This window comes from Buchnera aphidicola (Formosaphis micheliae), assembly GCF_039403185.1.
In the GTDB taxonomy this organism is placed as follows: domain Bacteria; phylum Pseudomonadota; class Gammaproteobacteria; order Enterobacterales; family Enterobacteriaceae; genus Buchnera_C; species Buchnera_C aphidicola_B.
In genome coordinates this window covers 321,551-341,402 of sequence record NZ_CP135047.1, presented here as the reverse complement: position 1 = coordinate 341,402, position 19,852 = coordinate 321,551, and the positions used below count along the sequence as shown (strand labels likewise).

The 19,852-nt window shown below is 22.3% G+C and carries 20 protein-coding genes, 3 tRNA genes and 1 pseudogene; 4 read left to right on the top strand and 20 right to left on the bottom strand.

Features of this window, described 5'->3' with window-relative positions; translation table 11 throughout:
* Positions 1-128 precede the first annotated feature (128 nt).
* From ptsG to RJX12_RS01385, 9 genes are all read right to left on the bottom strand, one after another.
* The gene (gene ptsG / locus RJX12_RS01425; protein WP_343191993.1) at positions 129-1,562 is read right to left on the bottom strand and encodes a PTS glucose transporter subunit IIBC; all 1,434 of its coding nucleotides are present in this window, start codon (positions 1,560-1,562) and stop codon (positions 129-131) included.
* A gap of 265 nt (positions 1,563-1,827) precedes the next feature.
* On the bottom strand, positions 1,828-2,613 hold the full coding sequence (locus RJX12_RS01420; RefSeq protein WP_343191992.1) for a TatD family hydrolase: 786 nt from the start codon (positions 2,611-2,613) through the stop codon (positions 1,828-1,830).
* A gap of 64 nt (positions 2,614-2,677) precedes the next feature.
* Positions 2,678-3,673, bottom strand: a complete 996-nt coding sequence (locus tag RJX12_RS01415; protein ID WP_343191991.1) for a DNA polymerase III subunit delta' C-terminal domain-containing protein — start codon at positions 3,671-3,673, stop codon at positions 2,678-2,680.
* A complete protein-coding gene (tmk, locus tag RJX12_RS01410; protein ID WP_343191990.1) occupies positions 3,633-4,295 on the bottom strand; it encodes a dTMP kinase in 663 nt (220 codons plus the stop codon). The genes RJX12_RS01415 and tmk overlap by 41 nt, the downstream gene beginning before the upstream one ends.
* A gap of 92 nt (positions 4,296-4,387) precedes the next feature.
* Positions 4,388-4,636, bottom strand: coding sequence for an acyl carrier protein (gene acpP, locus RJX12_RS01405; protein WP_343191989.1), 249 nt, complete (start codon positions 4,634-4,636; stop codon positions 4,388-4,390).
* A 32-nt stretch (positions 4,637-4,668) separates the two neighbouring features.
* A complete protein-coding gene (locus tag RJX12_RS01400) occupies positions 4,669-5,400 on the bottom strand; it encodes a beta-ketoacyl-ACP reductase (RefSeq protein ID WP_343191988.1) in 732 nt (243 codons plus the stop codon).
* On the bottom strand, positions 5,397-6,371 hold the full coding sequence (gene fabD, locus RJX12_RS01395) for an ACP S-malonyltransferase (protein WP_343191987.1): 975 nt from the start codon (positions 6,369-6,371) through the stop codon (positions 5,397-5,399). The genes RJX12_RS01400 and fabD overlap by 4 nt, the downstream gene beginning before the upstream one ends.
* Before the next feature lie 127 nt (positions 6,372-6,498).
* Positions 6,499-6,663 carry a 50S ribosomal protein L32 gene (gene rpmF / locus RJX12_RS01390; protein WP_343191986.1) on the bottom strand — a complete coding sequence of 55 codons (165 nt, stop codon included), beginning with the start codon at positions 6,661-6,663 and terminating at the stop codon, positions 6,499-6,501.
* Positions 6,664-6,787: 124 nt separating this feature from the next.
* A complete protein-coding gene (locus RJX12_RS01385) occupies positions 6,788-7,702 on the bottom strand; it encodes an RluA family pseudouridine synthase (RefSeq protein ID WP_343191985.1) in 915 nt (304 codons plus the stop codon).
* A 495-nt stretch (positions 7,703-8,197) separates the two neighbouring features.
* Here RJX12_RS01385 and rne point away from each other — a divergent pair.
* A pseudogene (gene rne, locus RJX12_RS01380) lies at positions 8,198-9,579 on the top strand (ribonuclease E); the annotation flags it as partial.
* Positions 9,580-10,939: 1,360 nt separating this feature from the next.
* On the opposite strand, the gene RJX12_RS01375 reads toward rne, so the two are convergent.
* From RJX12_RS01375 to RJX12_RS01335, 9 genes are all read right to left on the bottom strand, one after another.
* A complete protein-coding gene (locus tag RJX12_RS01375; protein ID WP_343191984.1) occupies positions 10,940-11,251 on the bottom strand; it encodes a rod-binding protein in 312 nt (103 codons plus the stop codon).
* Between the two features lie 17 nt (positions 11,252-11,268).
* Positions 11,269-12,387 (bottom strand): flagellar basal body P-ring protein FlgI, encoded by a 1,119-nt coding sequence (locus RJX12_RS01370; protein ID WP_343191983.1) that lies wholly within the window; start codon positions 12,385-12,387, stop codon positions 11,269-11,271.
* 177 nt (positions 12,388-12,564) lie between these two features.
* A complete protein-coding gene (locus RJX12_RS01365) occupies positions 12,565-13,278 on the bottom strand; it encodes a flagellar basal body L-ring protein FlgH (RefSeq protein WP_343191982.1) in 714 nt (237 codons plus the stop codon).
* 79 nt (positions 13,279-13,357) lie between these two features.
* On the bottom strand, positions 13,358-14,140 hold the full coding sequence (gene flgG, locus RJX12_RS01360) for a flagellar basal-body rod protein FlgG (protein WP_343191981.1): 783 nt from the start codon (positions 14,138-14,140) through the stop codon (positions 13,358-13,360).
* Positions 14,141-14,162: 22 nt separating this feature from the next.
* On the bottom strand, positions 14,163-14,942 hold the full coding sequence (locus RJX12_RS01355; RefSeq protein WP_343191980.1) for a flagellar hook-basal body complex protein: 780 nt from the start codon (positions 14,940-14,942) through the stop codon (positions 14,163-14,165).
* 381 nt (positions 14,943-15,323) lie between these two features.
* Positions 15,324-16,001 (bottom strand): flagellar hook assembly protein FlgD, encoded by a 678-nt coding sequence (locus tag RJX12_RS01350; RefSeq protein ID WP_343191979.1) that lies wholly within the window; start codon positions 15,999-16,001, stop codon positions 15,324-15,326.
* 17 nt (positions 16,002-16,018) lie between these two features.
* Positions 16,019-16,429, bottom strand: a complete 411-nt coding sequence (flgC, locus tag RJX12_RS01345) for a flagellar basal body rod protein FlgC (protein ID WP_343191978.1) — start codon at positions 16,427-16,429, stop codon at positions 16,019-16,021.
* A gap of 9 nt (positions 16,430-16,438) precedes the next feature.
* The gene (gene flgB, locus RJX12_RS01340; RefSeq protein ID WP_343191977.1) at positions 16,439-16,855 is read right to left on the bottom strand and encodes a flagellar basal body rod protein FlgB; all 417 of its coding nucleotides are present in this window, start codon (positions 16,853-16,855) and stop codon (positions 16,439-16,441) included.
* A gap of 505 nt (positions 16,856-17,360) precedes the next feature.
* Positions 17,361-17,445, bottom strand: a tRNA-Ser gene (locus tag RJX12_RS01335).
* Positions 17,446-17,637: 192 nt separating this feature from the next.
* Here RJX12_RS01335 and RJX12_RS01330 point away from each other — a divergent pair.
* Both RJX12_RS01330 and RJX12_RS01325 read left to right on the top strand, forming a co-directional pair.
* A tRNA-Cys gene (locus tag RJX12_RS01330) sits at positions 17,638-17,708 on the top strand.
* A 13-nt stretch (positions 17,709-17,721) separates the two neighbouring features.
* Positions 17,722-17,806, top strand: a tRNA-Leu gene (locus RJX12_RS01325).
* Positions 17,807-17,829: 23 nt separating this feature from the next.
* Here RJX12_RS01325 and RJX12_RS01320 read toward each other — a convergent pair.
* Complete coding sequence (locus tag RJX12_RS01320; RefSeq protein WP_343192388.1) at positions 17,830-18,522, bottom strand: methyltransferase; 693 nt, start codon at positions 18,520-18,522, stop codon at positions 17,830-17,832.
* Positions 18,513-18,848 (bottom strand): hypothetical protein, encoded by a 336-nt coding sequence (locus tag RJX12_RS02485; protein WP_428994269.1) that lies wholly within the window; start codon positions 18,846-18,848, stop codon positions 18,513-18,515. Before RJX12_RS02485 ends, RJX12_RS01320 begins: the two co-directional genes overlap by 10 nt.
* Positions 18,849-19,145: 297 nt before the next feature.
* Here RJX12_RS02485 and minC point away from each other — a divergent pair, with 297 nt between their 5' ends.
* Positions 19,146-19,844 carry a septum site-determining protein MinC gene (gene minC / locus RJX12_RS01315; RefSeq protein WP_343191976.1) on the top strand — a complete coding sequence of 233 codons (699 nt, stop codon included), beginning with the start codon at positions 19,146-19,148 and terminating at the stop codon, positions 19,842-19,844.
* Positions 19,845-19,852 lie beyond the last annotated feature (8 nt).

The following is a 19,852-nucleotide window of genomic DNA, read 5'->3' as shown; positions in this document are numbered from 1 at the left end:
AAGTATATTATACGATAATTATTTTTGTATTCATATACTAAAAATTTTTTATTAAGTATAAATATATTTATTTACATTATAGTATATAAGAGTAAGTATATTTTTCTTACTCTTATTTTTATAATTTATTATTTAAGTAATAAATATTTATCTATTTCAGTTTTTAAGTTATCGGATTTCGTTCCAAAGATAGCTTGTACTCCTGATCCAGATATTACAACTCCTGCTGCTCCTATTGTTTTTAATCGTATTATATTAACTTTAGATGTATCACGTACAGTAATTCGTAATCGTGTAATGCATGCATCTAAATTTGTTATATTATCTTTTCCTCCTAACGCATTAATTATATGTATAGCTATTTTTTTTTCACTAAGATGAGTTAATAAATTACTTATTTGTTCTCTACCAGGTGTATTTAAATTAAACTTTTTTATCAAAATATAAAAAATAGAGTAATATATTAATCCATAAATAATACCAATAATTGGAAACAACCATAGTCTATGACTATTGCCACTTAAAACAATAAAATCTATAATTCCGTGAGAAAAACTTGTACCTGCTCGCATATTTAATATAATACATACAGGAAAAGCTAAACCTGCTAAAATTGAGTGAATAACATATAACATGGGAGATGCTATTATAAACGCAAATTCTATTGGTTCCGTAATACCTGTTAGAAAGGCAGTTAATGCAGCAGATATCATGATACTTCCAATTTTAGATTTGTTTTCAGGATGAGATGTTTGCCATATAGCTAATGCTGCAGCTGGTAATCCATACATTTTAAAGATAAAACCGCCTGATAATTTACCTGCAGTATTGTCTCCAGCCATATATCTGGCAATATCTCCATGGAATGTTTGTCCTATAGCATTAGTAAATTCTCCTATTTGCATTTGAAAAGGTACATTCCATATATGATGTAATCCAAATGGTATTAATGCACGTTCAACTAAACCATATATTGAGAAAGCAAATATTGGATTTTGATAAGCAGCCCACTGCGAAAATATTTGAATATATTTACTTACGGGAGGCCATATAAAAGATAAAAGAATACCTATTAATATAGCAGTAATACCTGAAATAATTGGCACAAATCTTTTTCCAGAAAAAAAACCTAAGTAGTCTGGTAGTTGGATATTATAAAATCTATTAAACATATATGCTGCTATAGATCCAGAAATAATACCGCCTAATATTCCTGTATCAGACAAATGTTTATGAATCGTTTCTGTTTGAGAAATATTTAATAATAGAGGTATTATTGCAGTTAATGTTTTAGTCATAATTCCATATGCAATAACAGCAGCTAAAGCAGATACTCCATCATTTTTAGTAAAACCCAGTGCTACTCCTATTGCAAATATTAATGGCATATTAGTAAATACAGATCCACCTGATTCAGCCATAATATGAGAAATTATTTCTGGTATTATGCTAAATTTAGCTGATCCTATACCTAATAAAATTCCTGCAATAGGTAATACAGAGACCGGTAGCATTAAGGATTTTCCTATTTTTTGTAGATTAGAAAATGTGTTTTTAAACATTTTTAAAATTTCCTTAATGTAATCAGGCACAATTGTATCTTATCTATATACACAATATGCTCTGTATTTATTATATAATTCATTGTATATGTTATTTTTTATCTTACTTTTATATACGTACTTTTAGTATGTGTAATATTTATCTAATAAGATTAATGTTAAATATTGGTTTTTTATTAATTTATATATGTAATGTTATTAATTTAATTTAATAATAAGTATAGACTAGATCATTATATATTTGTTTATGTACAATAAAATTATATTAATTTTTTATTTTAAATAGTGTATAAAAATTATCTTTTATAATTGATGAAAATGATCCTAAATCTATATTTTTTATTTTTGTAATACAATAGGCTATATGTTTTAAATATGCAGGATGGTTTTCATGACCACGATAAGGTACAGGAGATAAATATGGTGCATCAGTCTCAATTAACATTCGGTCTAAAGGAATGTATTTAATTGATTGACGGATTTTATCTGAGTTTTTAAATGTAATAATACCTGAAAAAGAGATATAGAATCCTAAATCTAATATTTTTTTTGCATCAGATATATCTCCAGTAAATGAGTGTATTACTCCAGTACTGTTATTGAATTCTTTTTCTTTTAAAATAGATATAATATCATTAATTGATTCTCTTGCATGTATAATAATTGGTTTATTTAATTTGATTCCAATATGTATGTGTTTTCTAAAAACATATTTTTGTTCATTTTTATTATTTTTTGTATAGTAGTAGTCTAATCCTGTTTCTCCCAGTGCTATAACATATTTATTTTGAGAAAATTTTTCTAGTTTTTTGATTTGATCCACATTATTTTCTTTAATATATAAAGGATGTATACCACATGAGTATAAAATATTTTTATGTATTCCTATTAATGTTTGTATATCTAAGAAGTTAGTTATAGATGTAGCAATTGTAAGTATAACATGTACGTTGTTTTCTTTAGCTTTTTTTAATATATTTTTAATTCCATTTTTTTGTTGTTTTATTTGTTTTAAACGGTCAAGATGACAATGTGAATCTATCAGAAACATGACAAATCTCTCTGTGATTTTAGTTCGTTAATTAATATAGTAAGTAGAAAAGGTATCTAGTATATTATTCTAATTCCCATTTTAATAGTTCTTTTGTTAATAGTAATTCATAATTTATTCCAATAACATTGATTAATTGAAATCTACATTGAATCCAAGATGACGTTGTATTGTTTATAGATTGAATAGAGTAATTATTTGAGTAGTATTGTATAAGTTGTTTTTGATCTAAATTAATTATTGATGAATATAAATTATATTTCCATTTAATTATATCTAATAAAAAAAAACAAATCCAATTGATATAAAATATAATATTTATTTTTTTTTTTTTAAAAATAGATAATAAATGGAAAAAATTTTTTTCATTTACTGCTTTGTTTAATTGTATAAAAAAATATGTTCTTTCTGACCATAACTTACCGTAAAGTATTTTCTTAGCAATAATAGGAGATCCTTCTGAAATTCTTAATGCTGTTAATAATGATATTTCATGATTTTTATTGTAGGTATTATTATATTTTTTTAACCAATTAAGTCCAATGTATTCTATTGGAGGTGGTAAAAAGTAGGATATACAGCGACTACTTAAAGTATTAGGAACTATTGTTGTATTGTAGTTAATTAATAGAAACCAAGTATTTTTTGGAGGTTCTTCTAAATTTTTTAGTAATGCACATATTCCTTGTGGAGTAATATATGCTATATCTGAAATATTTATAACTTTTTCTCCACCTTGTTGAGAAGTATATGATATTTTATGAATAGTATCTCTGATTAATTCTATTCCAAATGTTTTTTTATTTTTTTTGAGTGTTATTTGGTAATAATCAGGATGATTATTAGATAACATTAATTGACATCCATGACATGATCCACAAAAATAAATATTTTTTTTTTCTGTACATAAAAGCCAACATGTAATGGCATTAACAAGGTTTAAAACACCTATACCTCGATGGGTATTTATTAAAATTGCATGATGAGGTTTTCCTTTTTGATATTGTAATACAATATTTTTATAAAGTTGAGTAAGCCAAGGGTGTAGGGTAATAATCATTTTTTAGCCAGTGTTTTATTTTTTTTTGTAATATTTTTTTTATTAAATTAATATCTTGATTTCCATTAATATAAATTGTATTGATATTATTTTTTATCATTTTTAAATATATTTTTCTAGTTCGTTTAAAAAATTCTAAACTATTTTTTTCTATTCTATCAGGTAATCCTCTGGCATATACTCGTTTTAATCCTATTTTAGGATCAATATCTACATAAATTGTTAAATTTGGATTTAGTTTAGAAAATAATATTTTATTTAAAGTAGTTATTAATTTTGTGTTAATATGAGATCCTCCTCCTTGATAAGCAAATGAAGATAAAATATGTCTATCACTTATGACCCATATTCCTTTTTGTAAAGCAGGTTTAATAATATTTTCTATCAATTGTAATCGTGCAGCGCATATTAATAATAGCTCACTTTCTTTAATTAATTTTTCTTCATTGTTGTTTTTTATTATATTACGTATCATTTCAGCAATAGGAGTACTTCCAGGTTGTCTAACATTAATTATTTTTTTAATATTATATTGTTTTAATAATTCTAATATAATGAGACAAATGCTCGTTTTACCTGATCCTTCTATTCCTTCAACTACAATAAATTGACTATTTTTCATTTTATAATATTTCCTATTTTATTAATTTATATATTAATATTTTAATATAATATTATGATATTAATTTCGTTATTATAAATATGAAAATAGTTTTATTTTATTTTTTCGTCAGTATTATTTTTTATAAAGTGAATTATTTTTTGTACTGTTGTTAAATTTTCAGTTTCTTTGTCAGGTATTTCAATATTAAATTCTTTTTCTAATTTCATGACTAGTTCTATAAAGTCTAAAGAATCTGCCCCAAGATCATCTGTAATAGAATGGTTCTTATTAATGTTTAATTCTTGTATACCTAATTGTTCAGACAATATTTTTTTTATACGTTGATCTATATTGTTCATTATATAAAATATCCTTACATAAATTTATTATATTAATTCATATACATACCACCATTGATATGCAATACTTGTCCAGTGATATATGAAGCTTGGTTAGATATAAAAAATAAAACAGCTGACGATATGTCATTAACTTGTCCAAAACGTTTCATTGGTATTTTAGATATATAATTATCATATTTTTTTTTATTTATTGAATTAGTCATATCTGTTTTTATAAAACCAGGAGAAATTATATTAACAGTAATTCCAAAAGATGCTACTTCTAACGCTAAGGATTTATGAAAACCAATTAAACCAGATTTAGCTGCAGAATAATTTGTTTGTCCAGGGTTTCCGATATGTCCTACAACTGAACCAATAGTAATAATTCTACCGTACCGTCTTTTAATCATTGTATAGAGTATCTCTTTTGACATATGAAATACACCTGTTAAATTAATGCGTAATACATCTTCCCAATCTATAGTAGTCATATTAATAAGTAGTTTATCACGATTAATTCCAGCATTATTAATTAATATATCAATGAATTTATATTGTTCATAAATTTTTTTTATAGATGTATTTATCGATAGATAATCATTAACATCTAAAATAATCCCTATACCTTTATTTTTTAAATAATAATTAATTTTATTCATCCCATTTTTAGTAGTAGATGTTCCTATTACAAAAATATTTTTTCTAATTAATTTTTTTAAAATATCTAACCCTATACCACGGGATGCTCCTGTAACAATAGCTATTTTTTGTCTATTCATGTAGTTTTTATTCGATGAAATGCTGTTAAAAAATTTGATGAATTGTTTAATGCAATAGATGTGATAGAAATATTATTTATATTTAATTTAGTTAAAATTGAACTTGATCCAACCTCTAGAATTAATTTAATTCCTTGTAATTTAATAAAATCTATAATCTCATACCATCTAACTGGATAACTTAATTGTTTTACTAAAGCTTTACATATTTTTTTTTTAGAAAATTCACATTTAACGTCAATGTTGTTTATTACTGGACAAGTAGGTTTATTAAAATGAATTTTTTTTATAAAACGAGATAATTTATTAGCAGCAGGTATCATTAATCGACAATGAGCAGCTATATTTATGTTAAGTGGTATAACATGTGTGGCTCCAGATTTTTTACAATCGATACCAACACGTTCTACGGCTGATTTATTACCTGATATAACAGTTTGATTTAAAGTATTAAAATTTGATGGATCTACTATTTGATTTTTTTTTTGTTGATTACATATATCAATAACTTTTTTTTTATCTAATCCAATAATAGCTGACATAGCAACTTGTTTATAACGTATTATTTTTTGCATTAATTTTCCACGAAATTGGACTAACTTTGCTGAGTCATATAATGAAATAGCATTAGCACATACTAATGCAGAATATTCTCCTAAACTGTTACCCGCCATAATATCAGGAAAATATCCATGTTTATCAATCCATAAACGATATATCGCTACAGATGTAGTTAATATTGCTGGTTGTATAAATTCACTATAATTTAATTGATTATTAGTATCATTTTTTATCAATTTCCATAGATTGTATCCTACTGCACTTGATGATTCGTTAAAAGTATTTTTAACAATAGTGTCTTGTAATGATAATTCATTTAGCATATTTTTTTTTTGTATGCCTTGACCTGGAAATATCATAGCAAATAGATTCATTTTTTTTATAGAATCATTTTTTTTAAATTTTAACATATCTAATAATATTTTATTAAAGACAATATTTTTTTAATTATATATTAATATCATATTTTTTCAAAAATATAATTTACATTTTATGGTGTGTCTTAGTAAATTATATTTTTTTATTTTTTTGTATGTGTTAGATTACTTTTTTACCTTTATAATATCCATTTTTTGTTATATGATGTCTAATATGTGTTTCTCCAGATGTTTTATCTATAGATAAATGTAACGTTTTTAATACATCATGAGATCGACGCATACCTCTTTTGGAACGTGTTGGTTTGTTTTTTTGTACAGCCATGATAATATTTTCATCCTATTGACTAAATGAAATATAAATTAATAGCTTTTTAAAGCTATTACAGTTATATAGTTTATATAGTAGTAATTAACGTTGATTTTATTTTAACTAATAATAATTAAAATTATAAGAGTAAATCTAAATATTTTTTAACATTTTTTTCTAATGGGGCTAATATATTGATGCGATAATTAAATTTTGGATGTAAAAAATTAATTTCATTAGCATGTAATAATAATCTGTTGTTGATTTCTTTTGTCTTATTATAAATGTCTAAATCATGTCTTCCATATCTATCATCAAATACTATTGGATGTCCGACATGTGATGTATGAACACGAATTTGGTGAGTTCTACCAGTAATAGGAGTTACTGAAAGTAAAGTATTATTAATATATTTTTTTTGAATTTTAAAATGAGTTTCTGATATTTTTCCTTTATTATTTACTATAACAATATTTTTTTTATTAAATTGTTTTATTTTTAGCAAAGGAGTGATGACAATTTTTTTTGATTCAGGCCAATTTCCGTGAACTAAAGCTAAATATTTTTTTTTAATTTGATTATCTCTTAATTGTTGATGTAAATTAATTAATGCTGAACGTTTTTTAGCTAATAGCAAGATTCCAGATGTAGAACGATCTAATCGATGTACTAATTCAAGAAAGGTATTTTTTTGTCTTAATTGCCTTATACATTCTATTATCCCGAAGTGTATTCCACTACCTCCATGTACAGCTATTCCAGATGGTTTATTTATTATTAATAAATGTTCATCTTCATATAATATGTTGTTAAAAAATATATTTTTTATTTTAAAAATTTTTTTTTGATTTATAATTGTAATTTTGTTCTTTGTTAGATGATTTGTCATCATAGAGATAACATTTATTTTATCACCTATCTTTAATTTATATTTTGGTTTAATTTTTTTCTTATTTATTTTTATTTTACCAATTCTAATATTTTTATAAATTAAACTTTTTGGCATAGTTTTAAATTTTTTTATTAAAAAATTATCTATTCTTTGTTGTTCCATGTCTTCCGTGATGTATATATTACGAATTAACGACATTTTTATATATTTAGTTATTGATTGATATAGGTTAATTTAATTAGTATATAGTTTATTTTAATATAAGCATATATCTTATTTTTATATATTGAATTATACGTTATCTATTGTATAGTGAGTCATTAATAATATACGTTATATTTAAAAAAATAATCATCTATTTATGATAAAATATTATTATGTAATACTTTACTATTTTTATTTAATATTTTATATCATCAATTTTACATATATTCTTTGAATAGTTTATTAAAATGTATTTTATTAAATAATGTAATGTTAATTAAATATAATGTATTAAATTTAAGTATATGCTATATCAAAAACAATTGAGCATAATTTAATTTATCATTGTTTAACTATATATAAATTATATGATTTATGTATTTATTTTTTTTACTTTAGTTTGATATTATTATACATCTTAACACTTATCAAAAAAATAATAGAGATGTTCTAATGAAAAGAATGTTAATTAACGCAACTAAGAGAGAAGAATTGAGAGTTGCATTTGTTGATGGACAACGTTTATATAACTTAGGTATTGAAAAACATGGACATGTTAATAAAAAATCTAACATTTACAAAGGAAAAATTTCTAGAATTGAACCCAGTTTAGAAGCTGTTTTTGTTGATTATGGATTTAATAAACATGGTTTTTTGCCTTTAAAGGAAATTTCTAAAGATTATTTTTCTAATAACTGTTTTTCATATATAAAACCTAACATTAAAAATATTTTAAAAAAAGGACAGGAAATTATTGTACAAATAGATAAAGAAGAAAGAGGTAGTAAAGGAGCAGCATTAACTACATTTATTAGTTTAGCAGGTAGTTATTTGGTTTTAATGCCAAATAATCCACATGCAATCGGTATTTCTAGAAAAGTGGAAGGAAGAGAAAGATTGGAATTAAAAGAGATTTTATCTTCATTGAAATTACCTAATAATATGGGGTTAATAATTAGAACTGCTGGAGTGGGAAAATCTATTGATGAATTAACATTAGATCTTAATTTTAAATTAAAACATTGGGATGCAATTAAACAGGCTGCAAAAAATAATAATGCTCCTTTTTTAATATATCAAGATAGTAATGTGATTATACGAGCTTTTCGTGATTATCTTAAATCAGATATTGGTGAAATTCTTATTGATAATCCAAAAATTTTAAAGATAGCTCATCAACATATAAAATTATTAGGTCGACCTGATTTCAGTAACAAAATTAAACTTTATAAGGGAATAACTCCTTTATTTAGTCATTATCAAATAGAGTCACAAATTAATTCTGTTTTTCAAAGAGAAGTTAGATTACCATCAGGAGGATCTATTGTAATAGATATTACGGAAGCGTTAATTGCTATAGATATTAATTCGTCACGTTCTACTAAATTTATAGATATAGAAACAACTGCATTACATACTAATATTGAAGCAGTTGATGAAATTGCTCGTCAATTAATATTACGAGATTTAGGAGGATTAATAGTTATAGATTTTATTGATATGGCGTCTAGTTATCATCAGCGTGAAATTGAAAATAGATTACGTGAATTAGTTAAACATGATCGCGCTCGTACTCAAATAAGTAATATTTCTAAATTTGGTTTATTAGAAATGTCTCGTCAACGTCTTAGTCCATCTTTGGGAGAATCAAGTTATCATATTTGTCCTCGATGTGGTGGGTTAGGTACTATTCGAGATAATGATTCATTATCTCTTTCTATTTTAAAATTCATTGAAAAATAAGTATTAAAAGAAAATACTCATGAAGTACATGCAATTGTTCCAGTATAGAGTTATCTTGTAATCTATTAAATAATAAGAGAACAGAAGTAAATTAAAGAGATAAACATAAAAATAGTAGACAACACGTATTATCATTGTATCAAAAAATGATTAAATTAAAATTATTGCACTATTCTGTATTATTTATTAATAAAAAGTAATAATAAATAAAATATTTTAGTTCTTATTTAATTAAATGACATAACGTGCAGTAAATTATATAAAAAAATAATTATGAAAGAAAAAATAAAAAAATTCATATTTTTTCTATAATCTATTGATTATACTTTTATATTAATACAAGTATAAAATATTAAAAAAATATAAATAATAGTAATTATATTAAACAAAAAAATTAATTAATTTAATTTTTTATAAAATATAATTGTTTAGAAAAAATATTTTTTATAATTAATTACAGATAAAATACAAAAATATTTAGTTTAATTAAATTAATATATTCTCAAGATATAGTTTTAAAAAATTTAATAAAAAAAATAGTTCATTTTAATTAAAAAAATATAAAAAATTCTGATAAAATGAAATTAATAATCAATAATAATTTAAATGAGTATGACATAAATAAAATGTATTATATACAATATATTTTTTAAAAAATCAAAAATATTTTATTATTTATAGTAAAAAAAAAATTAATTTCTTATTTTAAATAAAGTTTTTTTATGTGATAATTTTGTGTAGATGAATTATGTATCTTATAGTTGTACTAAATATAAAATGATTATGTATAAATATAATTTTATAATATAATACTTATTTGATTTGAATTGACGTATCATGTTATATAAAAAATATTTCTAAATAATATCTCATATATTGTATTGAATTAATATGACATTATACTAAAAATAGTTTATAAAATAAATTAATATAGTTTTTATCTTTGTTCTATAAATTATAGTAATGTTAAGTATTAAAAAAATAATACATCACAAATAAAAACACTTCATAAATCTAGTTAATAATTTATTTATATATTTCTAATAAATATAATATATATATTTGTGTATTACTAATATTATAGTAATGACAGGTTAGTTATTTAATTATTAGATTATTTCTTAATAGTTTGTAATATATAAAAATTGAATTTAATCATATATTCGATAATTTCAAATTATAGAAATATGGTTTTGATATAGATGAATATGTATCTAAAATATTTTTAGTAATGTGATTAAATATCATAGTTGATATTTTTTTATTTTTTTTTGCATCCCATTTTTATATTTAATATTGTTTTTAAATTGTTATGGGATGCTTAATATTTCTATGTATATGTAATAAAAATTATTAAATTCATAAGATATAAAAAATAGTAATATTTAACTCTTTTTTATAAAAAATTTTAAAAATATATTTTTTAAATATATTATGTAATAAATTGATTAACTATTTTAAATTAGTGTCTTTTAAAATTTTCTGCGCAATAATTTTTGAAAAATTAAAACCTTTTTTACTTATTGCTTGTGATAATGTATTATCATAAATATCTTGATAAACGCTTTCAGATTCATTTGATAATAAATTTTCATGTGGAAAACTATTTCTCATACTTTTTACAATCATTTGTATAAACAATCCCTCTATATTTTTGGTTATTTTTAATAAATCATTATATTTTTGTTTGTTTGATGATAGATGAGATGTATATGTAGAATAATTATAGATTGGATTTAAAAAAATATTAAATTCGTTTTTCATATTATTTATTTATCCTGTTATAAAATTTCTAGTTTTGCATGTAAACATCCTGAATTTTTCATTAATTGTAAAATTGATATTAATTCTATTGGTTTTATACCTAATGAATTTAAAGTACGAACAATATTATCAAGATTTATATTATTAGTTTCAGTTTTTTGCATTTGACTAGTAATAGATGGTACATGATTTTTCCGTTTATCAATAGATTGTGGTACCTTAGTATGAATTATACATGAATTAGGTTTGTTTATTATATCGCTTTTATTGATAACTAAAGATATATTTTTATCTATTATAATACATGAATCAAGAGATACGTCTTTATTAATAACAATTGATCCTGTATTTGAATTAATAGTTATTTTTGCTTCTTGTTCTGGTAAATCAACATTGATATTTTGAATTTTAGATAACATACGAACTTGTTGACTACTATCATTTGGTGCTTTTACTTGAATTGTTCTAGCATCTAAAGGAATTGAAGAATTTGGATAATTTATATTAATAATATCACTGATACGTTGAGACATGCTAAAATCTGCTTTGTTCAATTGTAAATTAATTTTTTTTTCTTTTCCAAAGTTAGAAGTAATTTCTCTTTCAATAGTAGCTCCATTATTTATTCTAACTCCATTTAAATGATGTATATATTTTTTGTTATCATTATTAAATGTATGATTTTTTGTTTCACTTACTAAAATATTACCCTGTGCAATAGCATAAATTTTATTATCTATTCCTGTTAAAGGAGTCATTAATAAAGTTCCTCCTGTTAAACTTTTAGCATCTCCAATAGAAGAAACTTCAACATCTATTTTTTCTCCTTGGTGACTAAAATTTGGTAATTCTGCTGTAACTATAACAGAAGCTATGTTTTTTGGTTGTATGCGAGTATTAGATTGCGGTCTAATTCCGAATTTAGAGAGCATATTATTTAATGTTTGCAATGTTAAAGGAGAATACATTATTTGATCTCCAGTACCATCTAATCCAACTACTAAACCATATCCAATTAGCTGATTTTCATGAGATCCTTGAACGCTAGTGAGATCTCTAATTTTATCAGCATAGACTATTGAGCTGACTTTTAAACAAAAAAATAGAATGAATTTCAAAAAAAATAAAGCAAACATAAATATATCCTAATTGATATATGATGATAAAAATGTTACTTCTAATAATTTTAGAGCTTACTAATCGATTACTATTTTAAAATATTTTTTTAAAATTTGGTAAATGTAAAAGTAAAGCTCTAAAAATTATTTGTACTATAGTGCATTTCAAATTAATTATTTTAAAAATTAATAATTTTACATAGGAGAAACTTTAAAAAGAAAACGTTGTAACCAACCAATCTTATTTGCTGTATTTACATAGTGATTATTAATATATTCTATATGTGCATTAGCTACTTGTGTAGATATAACTGTGTTATTTTTTGAAATAGAATAAGGATTTATTACACCTGAAAAACGTATAAATTCTTTTTGTTTATTAATAGATATTTCTTTTTCTCCATAGATATTAAAATTACCATTAGGTAATATATTTTTAATAGTAACTGTAATAACGCCTAAAAAAGAATTTTGATCAGATGAAGAACCTTTTCCAAAAAAATTATTTTTTGCTAAACCATCTAAACCTAACTTATTTCCGTAATGAGACGAATAAGTTTCAGACATTGTTGGTAAATTCATAGAAAAACTACTGGTTCCATTATGACTAATATTTGAATATGTTTTATGACTAGAACTTAAATTTTCTTGTAATATAATAGTTATTGTATCTCCTATATTATGTGGTTGATGATCTTCAAATAATGGTTTAAAAATATTGTTTTTCATTTCTGTTTCTTTTAATAATGTGTTTATTCCTATTTTATTTGTTTCTGTATTAGAAAAATTATTTGTAATATTTTTATCAGTATCATTATTTTTGTAATTATAAGATGAATTACAACCAGTTAAAGAGAATAAAACAATAATAATTAAGAAATATTTACACTTTGATAATAACTTAAACACTTGTATATACCTTATAATTATCATTATAATACAAGTAAATGCTAGATTATTTAAATTAACTTAATTAATTATGTGATATTTATAATTGAGATAATTTTTGTAACATTTGGTCAGTAGCATTTATTGCTTTGCTATTAATTTCATAAGCTCTTTGTGTTTGAATCATATTAACTAATTCTTCTGCTACATTAACATTAGATGTTTCTACATATCCTTGATATAATAAACCTGTTCCGTTAGAACCTGGTGTTGAATCAATTGGAGAACCAGAGGAGCGTGTTTCTTGATATAAGTTTTCTCCAATACTTTCTAATCCAGCATTATTAATAAAATTTACTAATTTTAATTGTCCAATTTGTGTAGGTTGTGCTTGATTTTGAATTTTAGCAGATACAATCCCATCGCGACTAACAATTAAATCAACTGTATTAGGTAGTATATTTATATTAGGTAGAATAGGAAAACCACTGTTAGTTACTAATTGACCATTTTGATTAATTTGAAAAGATCCATCTCGTGTATAAGCTAAATTTCCGTCAGGTAATTGAATTTGAAAAAAACCTTGTCCATTTATTGAAATATCTTTTGATGAATCAGTTTTTGATAAGTTACCTTGACTATGAATTCTTTCTGTGGATACAGGTCTAACTCCTGTTCCTAATTGTAATCCAGAAGGTAAACTAATATCGTCTGATGAATTAAATCCAGGTTGACGCATATTTTTATAAATTAAATCTTCAAATATTGCTCGAGCACGCTTAAAACCATTTGTGTTAACGTTTGCTAAATTATTTGAAATAACATTCATATTAATTTGTTGAGCATCTAATCCAGTTTTTGCAATCCATAATGAAGGTATCATATTTTTTATCCTTGTTTTTATATTAATAATTGATATTTAATAATTGATTAGCATGTTGTATGTTATCATTATTATTTGAAATAATTTTCATTTCTATTGCAAAATTTCTTTCATTTAAAATAGTATTTATTAAATTTTCATTCAAGTTAACATTACTTTCTTCTAAAACACCTGAAGATAATTTTATAGTATTATCGTGTGGTAATTTGTTATTCCATTTATTTAGTTCTAATTCGTTAAGATAAAATATACTGTTCTGACCACGTGTCATATTTTGTGTATTTGGATTAACTAGTTTTAATCTTTCTATTACAGAAATACTTTCTTTATGATTTTTATCTTGATGTATAATATTAACGTTACCATTGGACGATATATATATATTCTTGTTTTTAGGAATTTTAATTACACCTAATCTACCGATAACTGGATGATTATTCATCATTAATAATCCATTGTTATCAATATTACATTTTCCATTTCTAGTGTAGCCTTCCTTATTTTTAGATGAATTATCTTGTATTACAAACCATCCATTTCCTATAATAGATAAATCTAGATTTCTATTGGTATGTTTTAAAAATCCAGAGGAAAAATTTGAATAAGGATAACTATTATGAGATGAATAATATTGATCATATTTATATGTTGTACTACTGTTTTTTATCGGAGATAATAGTTGATCAGTTAATTGTTCTTTAAAACCAATTGTAGATATATTAGCTAAATTATTAGCTATTATTTCTTGTTGATCTAGTATTTTATTTGCATGTGTCATGGCTTGACGTGTTATGTAATCCATAAAAAATCCTATTAAAAAAATATTTATTTGTTTATTTTTTTTAATATATAAGTACATAATTAAATTATATTATATGTTACATAAGTTGTATAAATATGTATATGTTTATTAAATATTAGTATTATCTATAACATTTTTATATAAATGTGAAATGTATGGTTTTTTAGTTTAAATATTTTTTATTTTTTTAACTAATCAATAATTATGAAGATATTACATTTTAATTATATGTTGAAATTGATTTAATTAAAATAAATCTAATAATTAATAGATTATCATGTATTTAATCATAAGTATTCAAATTATTATGATACATAAAAAAATCTTATATTTTTTTAATATATTAAATAATTTTATATACGAAATATATTCTACAAAATATTAAAAAATTTTTTTGATACTATTGAGTTCTATTAATCCAAATTTACCTAAATCGGCCATTTTTTTATTGTTATCTACGTTGATAATTCCATCTACCATACCATAAACTAATGGTTGACAAAAAATTAATTTTTTGTCATTTCTTGCATTTACATTTATATTATACATGCCATCCAATATTTTTATATCTTTATCATAAGAATCATCCCATTTAAATTGATGAACTCCAGCTTTAAAATTACTTAAATCTTTAAAAAATATAATTTTTCCATCTTTATCGCTAATAGTTGCATCAGCAAACGTTGTATCTTCTGATAAATATACTCCAAATATGTTGTCTTTTGAATTGTCATGTTCAATTTGATAACTAGGAAATAATACTCCATGACCAATAATTTCTGACGTTTGTGCTAAAGTTAAATTATTACTATTTTCTGATATGTGTAACAATGTATCATTTACTTTTTTTATGTCATTAGTGTTTTCAATTTGCGTTAATAATGAAGTAATATCTGTATTTTTTATAGGATCAATGGGGTCTTGATTTTTTATTTGAGCAATAAGTAATTTTAAAAAATTATTTTTAGAATTTAGTTCATTATTTTTTTTTAAATAAATTTCATTATTATTACTTATATATGTATTATTATTTATAAGATTATTGTCTAAAATGTTCATTTTTTATTTTCTATTATTTATGAACCTACTGATAATGTTTTTAAAATCATATATTTAATTGTATTAATAATTGCTGCATCTGCTTGATAATCATGAGATGTAGAAATATTATGGATCATTTCCGAAATTATATTTACATTAGAAGTAGGAGCATAACCTTTTGAATTAGCTAAAGGACTATCAGGGTTATATACTACTTTAAAAGGACTAGGATTGTTAATAATTTTATCTACTTTAACTCCATTGGTGTATTTTCCAAATTTAGTATCTGGTTTTAGTATAACTTTTTTTGAGACATATGGAGAAAATTGTCCATTTTTATTAATAAATTTTTCTGCGTTTGCTATATTGCTTGAAAAAGTAAGCATTTTTTTAATTTGTGCGTCCATAGCAGAACCAACAATATCTAATATACCGAATAGAGACATAGTATTAATTTATCCTTTTATAGCATTAATGATATTTTGAATTTCATTTTTTAAAAAAGTAATTTGAGCTTGATATTTTAAGGTATTTTTTATAAATTTAATTCGTTCTTTATCCATATTAACAACATTATTTGATATATATGGTCTAGTATTATTGATCACAACACTACTTTTTAATTTATTAATATTAAATTGATTAGAAGTAAAATGTTTATTAGAAGTAGTAGATAAAGATAATGAATAATTTTTTATTTTTGTTTTTTTATTTAAAATTTTATTAATTTCATGAGCAAAGTTAATATCTATTGGATGATAATTAGGCGTACTTGCATTAGCTATATTAGAAGATATTATAGTTTGTTTAAAATCTCTTAAATTGAGAGCATCTTTGCTGAACTGAAATAAATTGTTTATTTTATCAAACATATAATTTCCTAGATATTTTTATTATGATGTTATAAGTAAATAAAATTATATATTACAGTATTTTAAAACTATTTTTTCATAAAAAAATTTTCTTAAATAACATTTTATATATCAAATTATTACTATAACAACTATTATTATTATAATAAATAATTATTTTTTATAATCTTAATTATATTAGTTTAATTTATATAAACATAATAGTTAAATAAATACTATATTATTATAATAGTATGAATTAAATTAACTTAATATTTTTTATATAAGTTATCTTAATTTTAACAAAATAAGTTTAAATGATATAAAAATTATTTAAATTAAAATAAATCTATAATATTGTTTAGTTTTACTTATTATATTTTATATTTAATTACTATTTACTGTAATAGATATAATTTTGATTAATATTATTAATGTATATTACTGTAAATTAATGTGTGATAAATATTTTATATTATAATGTATAAAACGTAATGATAAAATTATTATTTTTTGGTTAACACAGTGGAGGAGGAGAGATTCGAACTCTCGAATAATTTCTTATTGGCGGTTTTCAAGACCGCTGCCTTCAACCACTCGGCCACTCCTCCTTAAACATTATTTTTTTAAAATTTAAAAAAAAATATATACGCGCATAATACATTATTTTATTCATTTTGAAAAGAAAATTTATGTAAGTTTTAAAAATAAATTAGTTTTTTAAAATATTCATGAAATAATATTGTAAATTTTTATTGTTTTGTTATAATAAATTTATTTATTTGGTTATATGTATCTTATTAGGCGCATTGGCAGATTGGATATGCAGCGGATTGCAAATCCGTTTAACTCGGTTCAATTCCGGGATGCGTCTTATAAAAATATTAGCCCGGATGGTGAAATTGGTAAACACAAGGGATTTAAAATCCCTCGGCTTTATAGGCTTTGCGGGTTCAAGTCCCGCTCCGGGTAAATGTGATTATGTTTTTTTATGATTAAAAAAGTTTTGCTTGATATACTTTAAAGTGGTTGTTTTGAATTAATATTTTATATTTATGAAATGTATTTTTCAATATTTTATGATAAGAAATACAGCTATTAGTCACAAATCTTAATTCTCCTCCATATTTTAAATAATTTATCGAATATTGGATGATACTTTTGGTGACTTGTAGAGATAATTGTAAATTATTATGAATAGGTGGATTACACATTATCATATCAAATTTATGTGAAACAGATGAATACAGGTTGCTTAATAACATTTGATAAGGTTTAGCATTATATGTTAATGTGATTTTACTGGATATAATAGCAAATAGATTAACTTCAGTCATTGTAATTGAAGTGTTTTTTGATATTTTTGATAATGCTAAAGATAAAATTCCTGATCCTGAACCAATATCTAATATTTTTCCGGTAATCTGTTGAGTAAAAGTAGAAATTAATAGTTTACTGCCTGAATCAATTGATTTATAACCAAATACTCCGGGTAAGGTTATAATATTATAGTCATTCCATATATGTAAATGAATATAATTAGAAAGTTTAAAATGTGTGTTTTGATCTAAACGTCCATAAAATAAAACTGCATGTTTTGCTGTGTCTATTTTATTTAAATTAATCCACATTCGAAACATTGATACAGCACTGTTTACTCCACTATTATTTTCTCCTACTATAAAAATATGTTTTTTTTTTTAAAAATTGAAAAAAAATATTGTAATTGAAAATTTGCTTCAGATTTATTTTTTGGCCAAAAATATATTAAAGTATCAAAATTTGATATTATATTTTCATGAGGAAATAATGAATAGTAGATAGTATGATTTTGTATATTATTAATTAATGTATTGTAATGGTTATACATGTGTGTATAAATTGTGCTATATATCGTAGGTATGAAATCTGGTATTTTATCTTGTATATTTCCATAATATATAACTTTTTTATTAATAAATAAAATGTGATTTTTTAAGATCAATTGACTGGATTTAGTTAGTTTTTTTATCATAAATTATTTTTTGGTAATTTTGTTAAATGTATTTAAGTTATAGTACATTATTTATTTAATAAATTGTATAAGTGATTAGTAAAAAGTATTTTTATATGTATTAATTTAATGACAAATAATATTTTATTTAATAAAATATATAAAAATATTTTTTAATTTATTTAATTAATATTGATTGTGTAACTTGTTTTATAAAATTGACTCTACATATATAATTTAATAATAATATGATTGTTTTATGATAAATATCATTTATAAAAATAATCATTTAAATATGGTATTAGAAATTTAAATAATATGGTGCAACGAACAATTAAGTTTATAGGTAGTGTATTTACATTGTCTGTTTTATATATATTAGATTGTAATATAGAAAAAATTAAAAAAGATTTAAATGAGACAATAAGTCAATCTCCTATGTTTTTTAAAAATATTCCTATAGTTGTTAATGTTTCAAATTTATCTGATCAGGTAAATTGGGCGGATATAAAAAAAATTATTTTATCATTTAGATTACATATTGTTGGTGTAATTTGTTGTAAAGAAGGTAGATTAAAAAATAAAATATTAGAATCAGGTTTACCTATTTTATCTATAGGTGATAGTAAATTTAAAAAAAATATTTTTTTGCAAGAAAAAAAATCAAAAATTGTTAATGTAAATTGTATAGGTACACATGTAATTAATACACCTATTCGTTCAGGACAATTTGTTTATATTAAAAACTCAAATGTAGTTGTAATGAATAATGTTAGTTCAGGTGCAGAATTAGTAGCAGATGGTAACATTTATATTTATGGAATATTGCGTGGTAGAGTATTAGCAGGTGCTAATGGAGACATCACCTGTCATATTTTTTGTACAAAATTGTTTTCTGAATTAGTATCTATTGCTGGCGTGTATTGGTTAATAGATCAGATTCCAGTAGATTATATAGGAAAAGGAGCTCAAATTTTTTTTAAAAATAATAAATTAAATATTCGTAAATTTAAATAGATTATTGT

Excerpts from the sequence above, each read along its gene's own strand:
- ptsG (WP_343191993.1), bottom strand. The coding sequence starts at position 1,562 with ATGTTTAAAAACACATTTTCTAATCTACAAAAAATAGGAAAATCCTTA.
- RJX12_RS01420 (WP_343191992.1), bottom strand. The coding sequence starts at position 2,613 with ATGTTTCTGATAGATTCACATTGTCATCTTGACCGTTTAAAACAAATA.
- RJX12_RS01415 (WP_343191991.1), bottom strand. The coding sequence starts at position 3,673 with ATGATTATTACCCTACACCCTTGGCTTACTCAACTTTATAAAAATATT.
- tmk (WP_343191990.1), bottom strand. The coding sequence starts at position 4,295 with ATGAAAAATAGTCAATTTATTGTAGTTGAAGGAATAGAAGGATCAGGT.
- acpP (WP_343191989.1), bottom strand. The coding sequence starts at position 4,636 with ATGAACAATATAGATCAACGTATAAAAAAAATATTGTCTGAACAATTA.
- RJX12_RS01400 (WP_343191988.1), bottom strand. The coding sequence starts at position 5,400 with ATGAATAGACAAAAAATAGCTATTGTTACAGGAGCATCCCGTGGTATA.
- fabD (WP_343191987.1), bottom strand. The coding sequence starts at position 6,371 with ATGTTAAAATTTAAAAAAAATGATTCTATAAAAAAAATGAATCTATTT.
- rpmF (WP_343191986.1), bottom strand. The coding sequence starts at position 6,663 with ATGGCTGTACAAAAAAACAAACCAACACGTTCCAAAAGAGGTATGCGT.
- RJX12_RS01385 (WP_343191985.1), bottom strand. The coding sequence starts at position 7,702 with ATGGAACAACAAAGAATAGATAATTTTTTAATAAAAAAATTTAAAACT.
- RJX12_RS01375 (WP_343191984.1), bottom strand. The coding sequence starts at position 11,251 with ATGAAAAACGAATTTAATATTTTTTTAAATCCAATCTATAATTATTCT.
- RJX12_RS01370 (WP_343191983.1), bottom strand. The coding sequence starts at position 12,387 with ATGTTTGCTTTATTTTTTTTGAAATTCATTCTATTTTTTTGTTTAAAA.
- flgG (WP_343191981.1), bottom strand. The coding sequence starts at position 14,140 with ATGATACCTTCATTATGGATTGCAAAAACTGGATTAGATGCTCAACAA.
- RJX12_RS01355 (WP_343191980.1), bottom strand. The coding sequence starts at position 14,942 with ATGGATTACATAACACGTCAAGCCATGACACATGCAAATAAAATACTA.
- RJX12_RS01350 (WP_343191979.1), bottom strand. The coding sequence starts at position 16,001 with ATGAACATTTTAGACAATAATCTTATAAATAATAATACATATATAAGT.
- flgC (WP_343191978.1), bottom strand. The coding sequence starts at position 16,429 with ATGTCTCTATTCGGTATATTAGATATTGTTGGTTCTGCTATGGACGCA.
- flgB (WP_343191977.1), bottom strand. The coding sequence starts at position 16,855 with ATGTTTGATAAAATAAACAATTTATTTCAGTTCAGCAAAGATGCTCTC.
- RJX12_RS02485 (WP_428994269.1), bottom strand. The coding sequence starts at position 18,848 with ATGATAAAAAAACTAACTAAATCCAGTCAATTGATCTTAAAAAATCAC.
- minC (WP_343191976.1), top strand. The coding sequence starts at position 19,146 with ATGGTGCAACGAACAATTAAGTTTATAGGTAGTGTATTTACATTGTCT.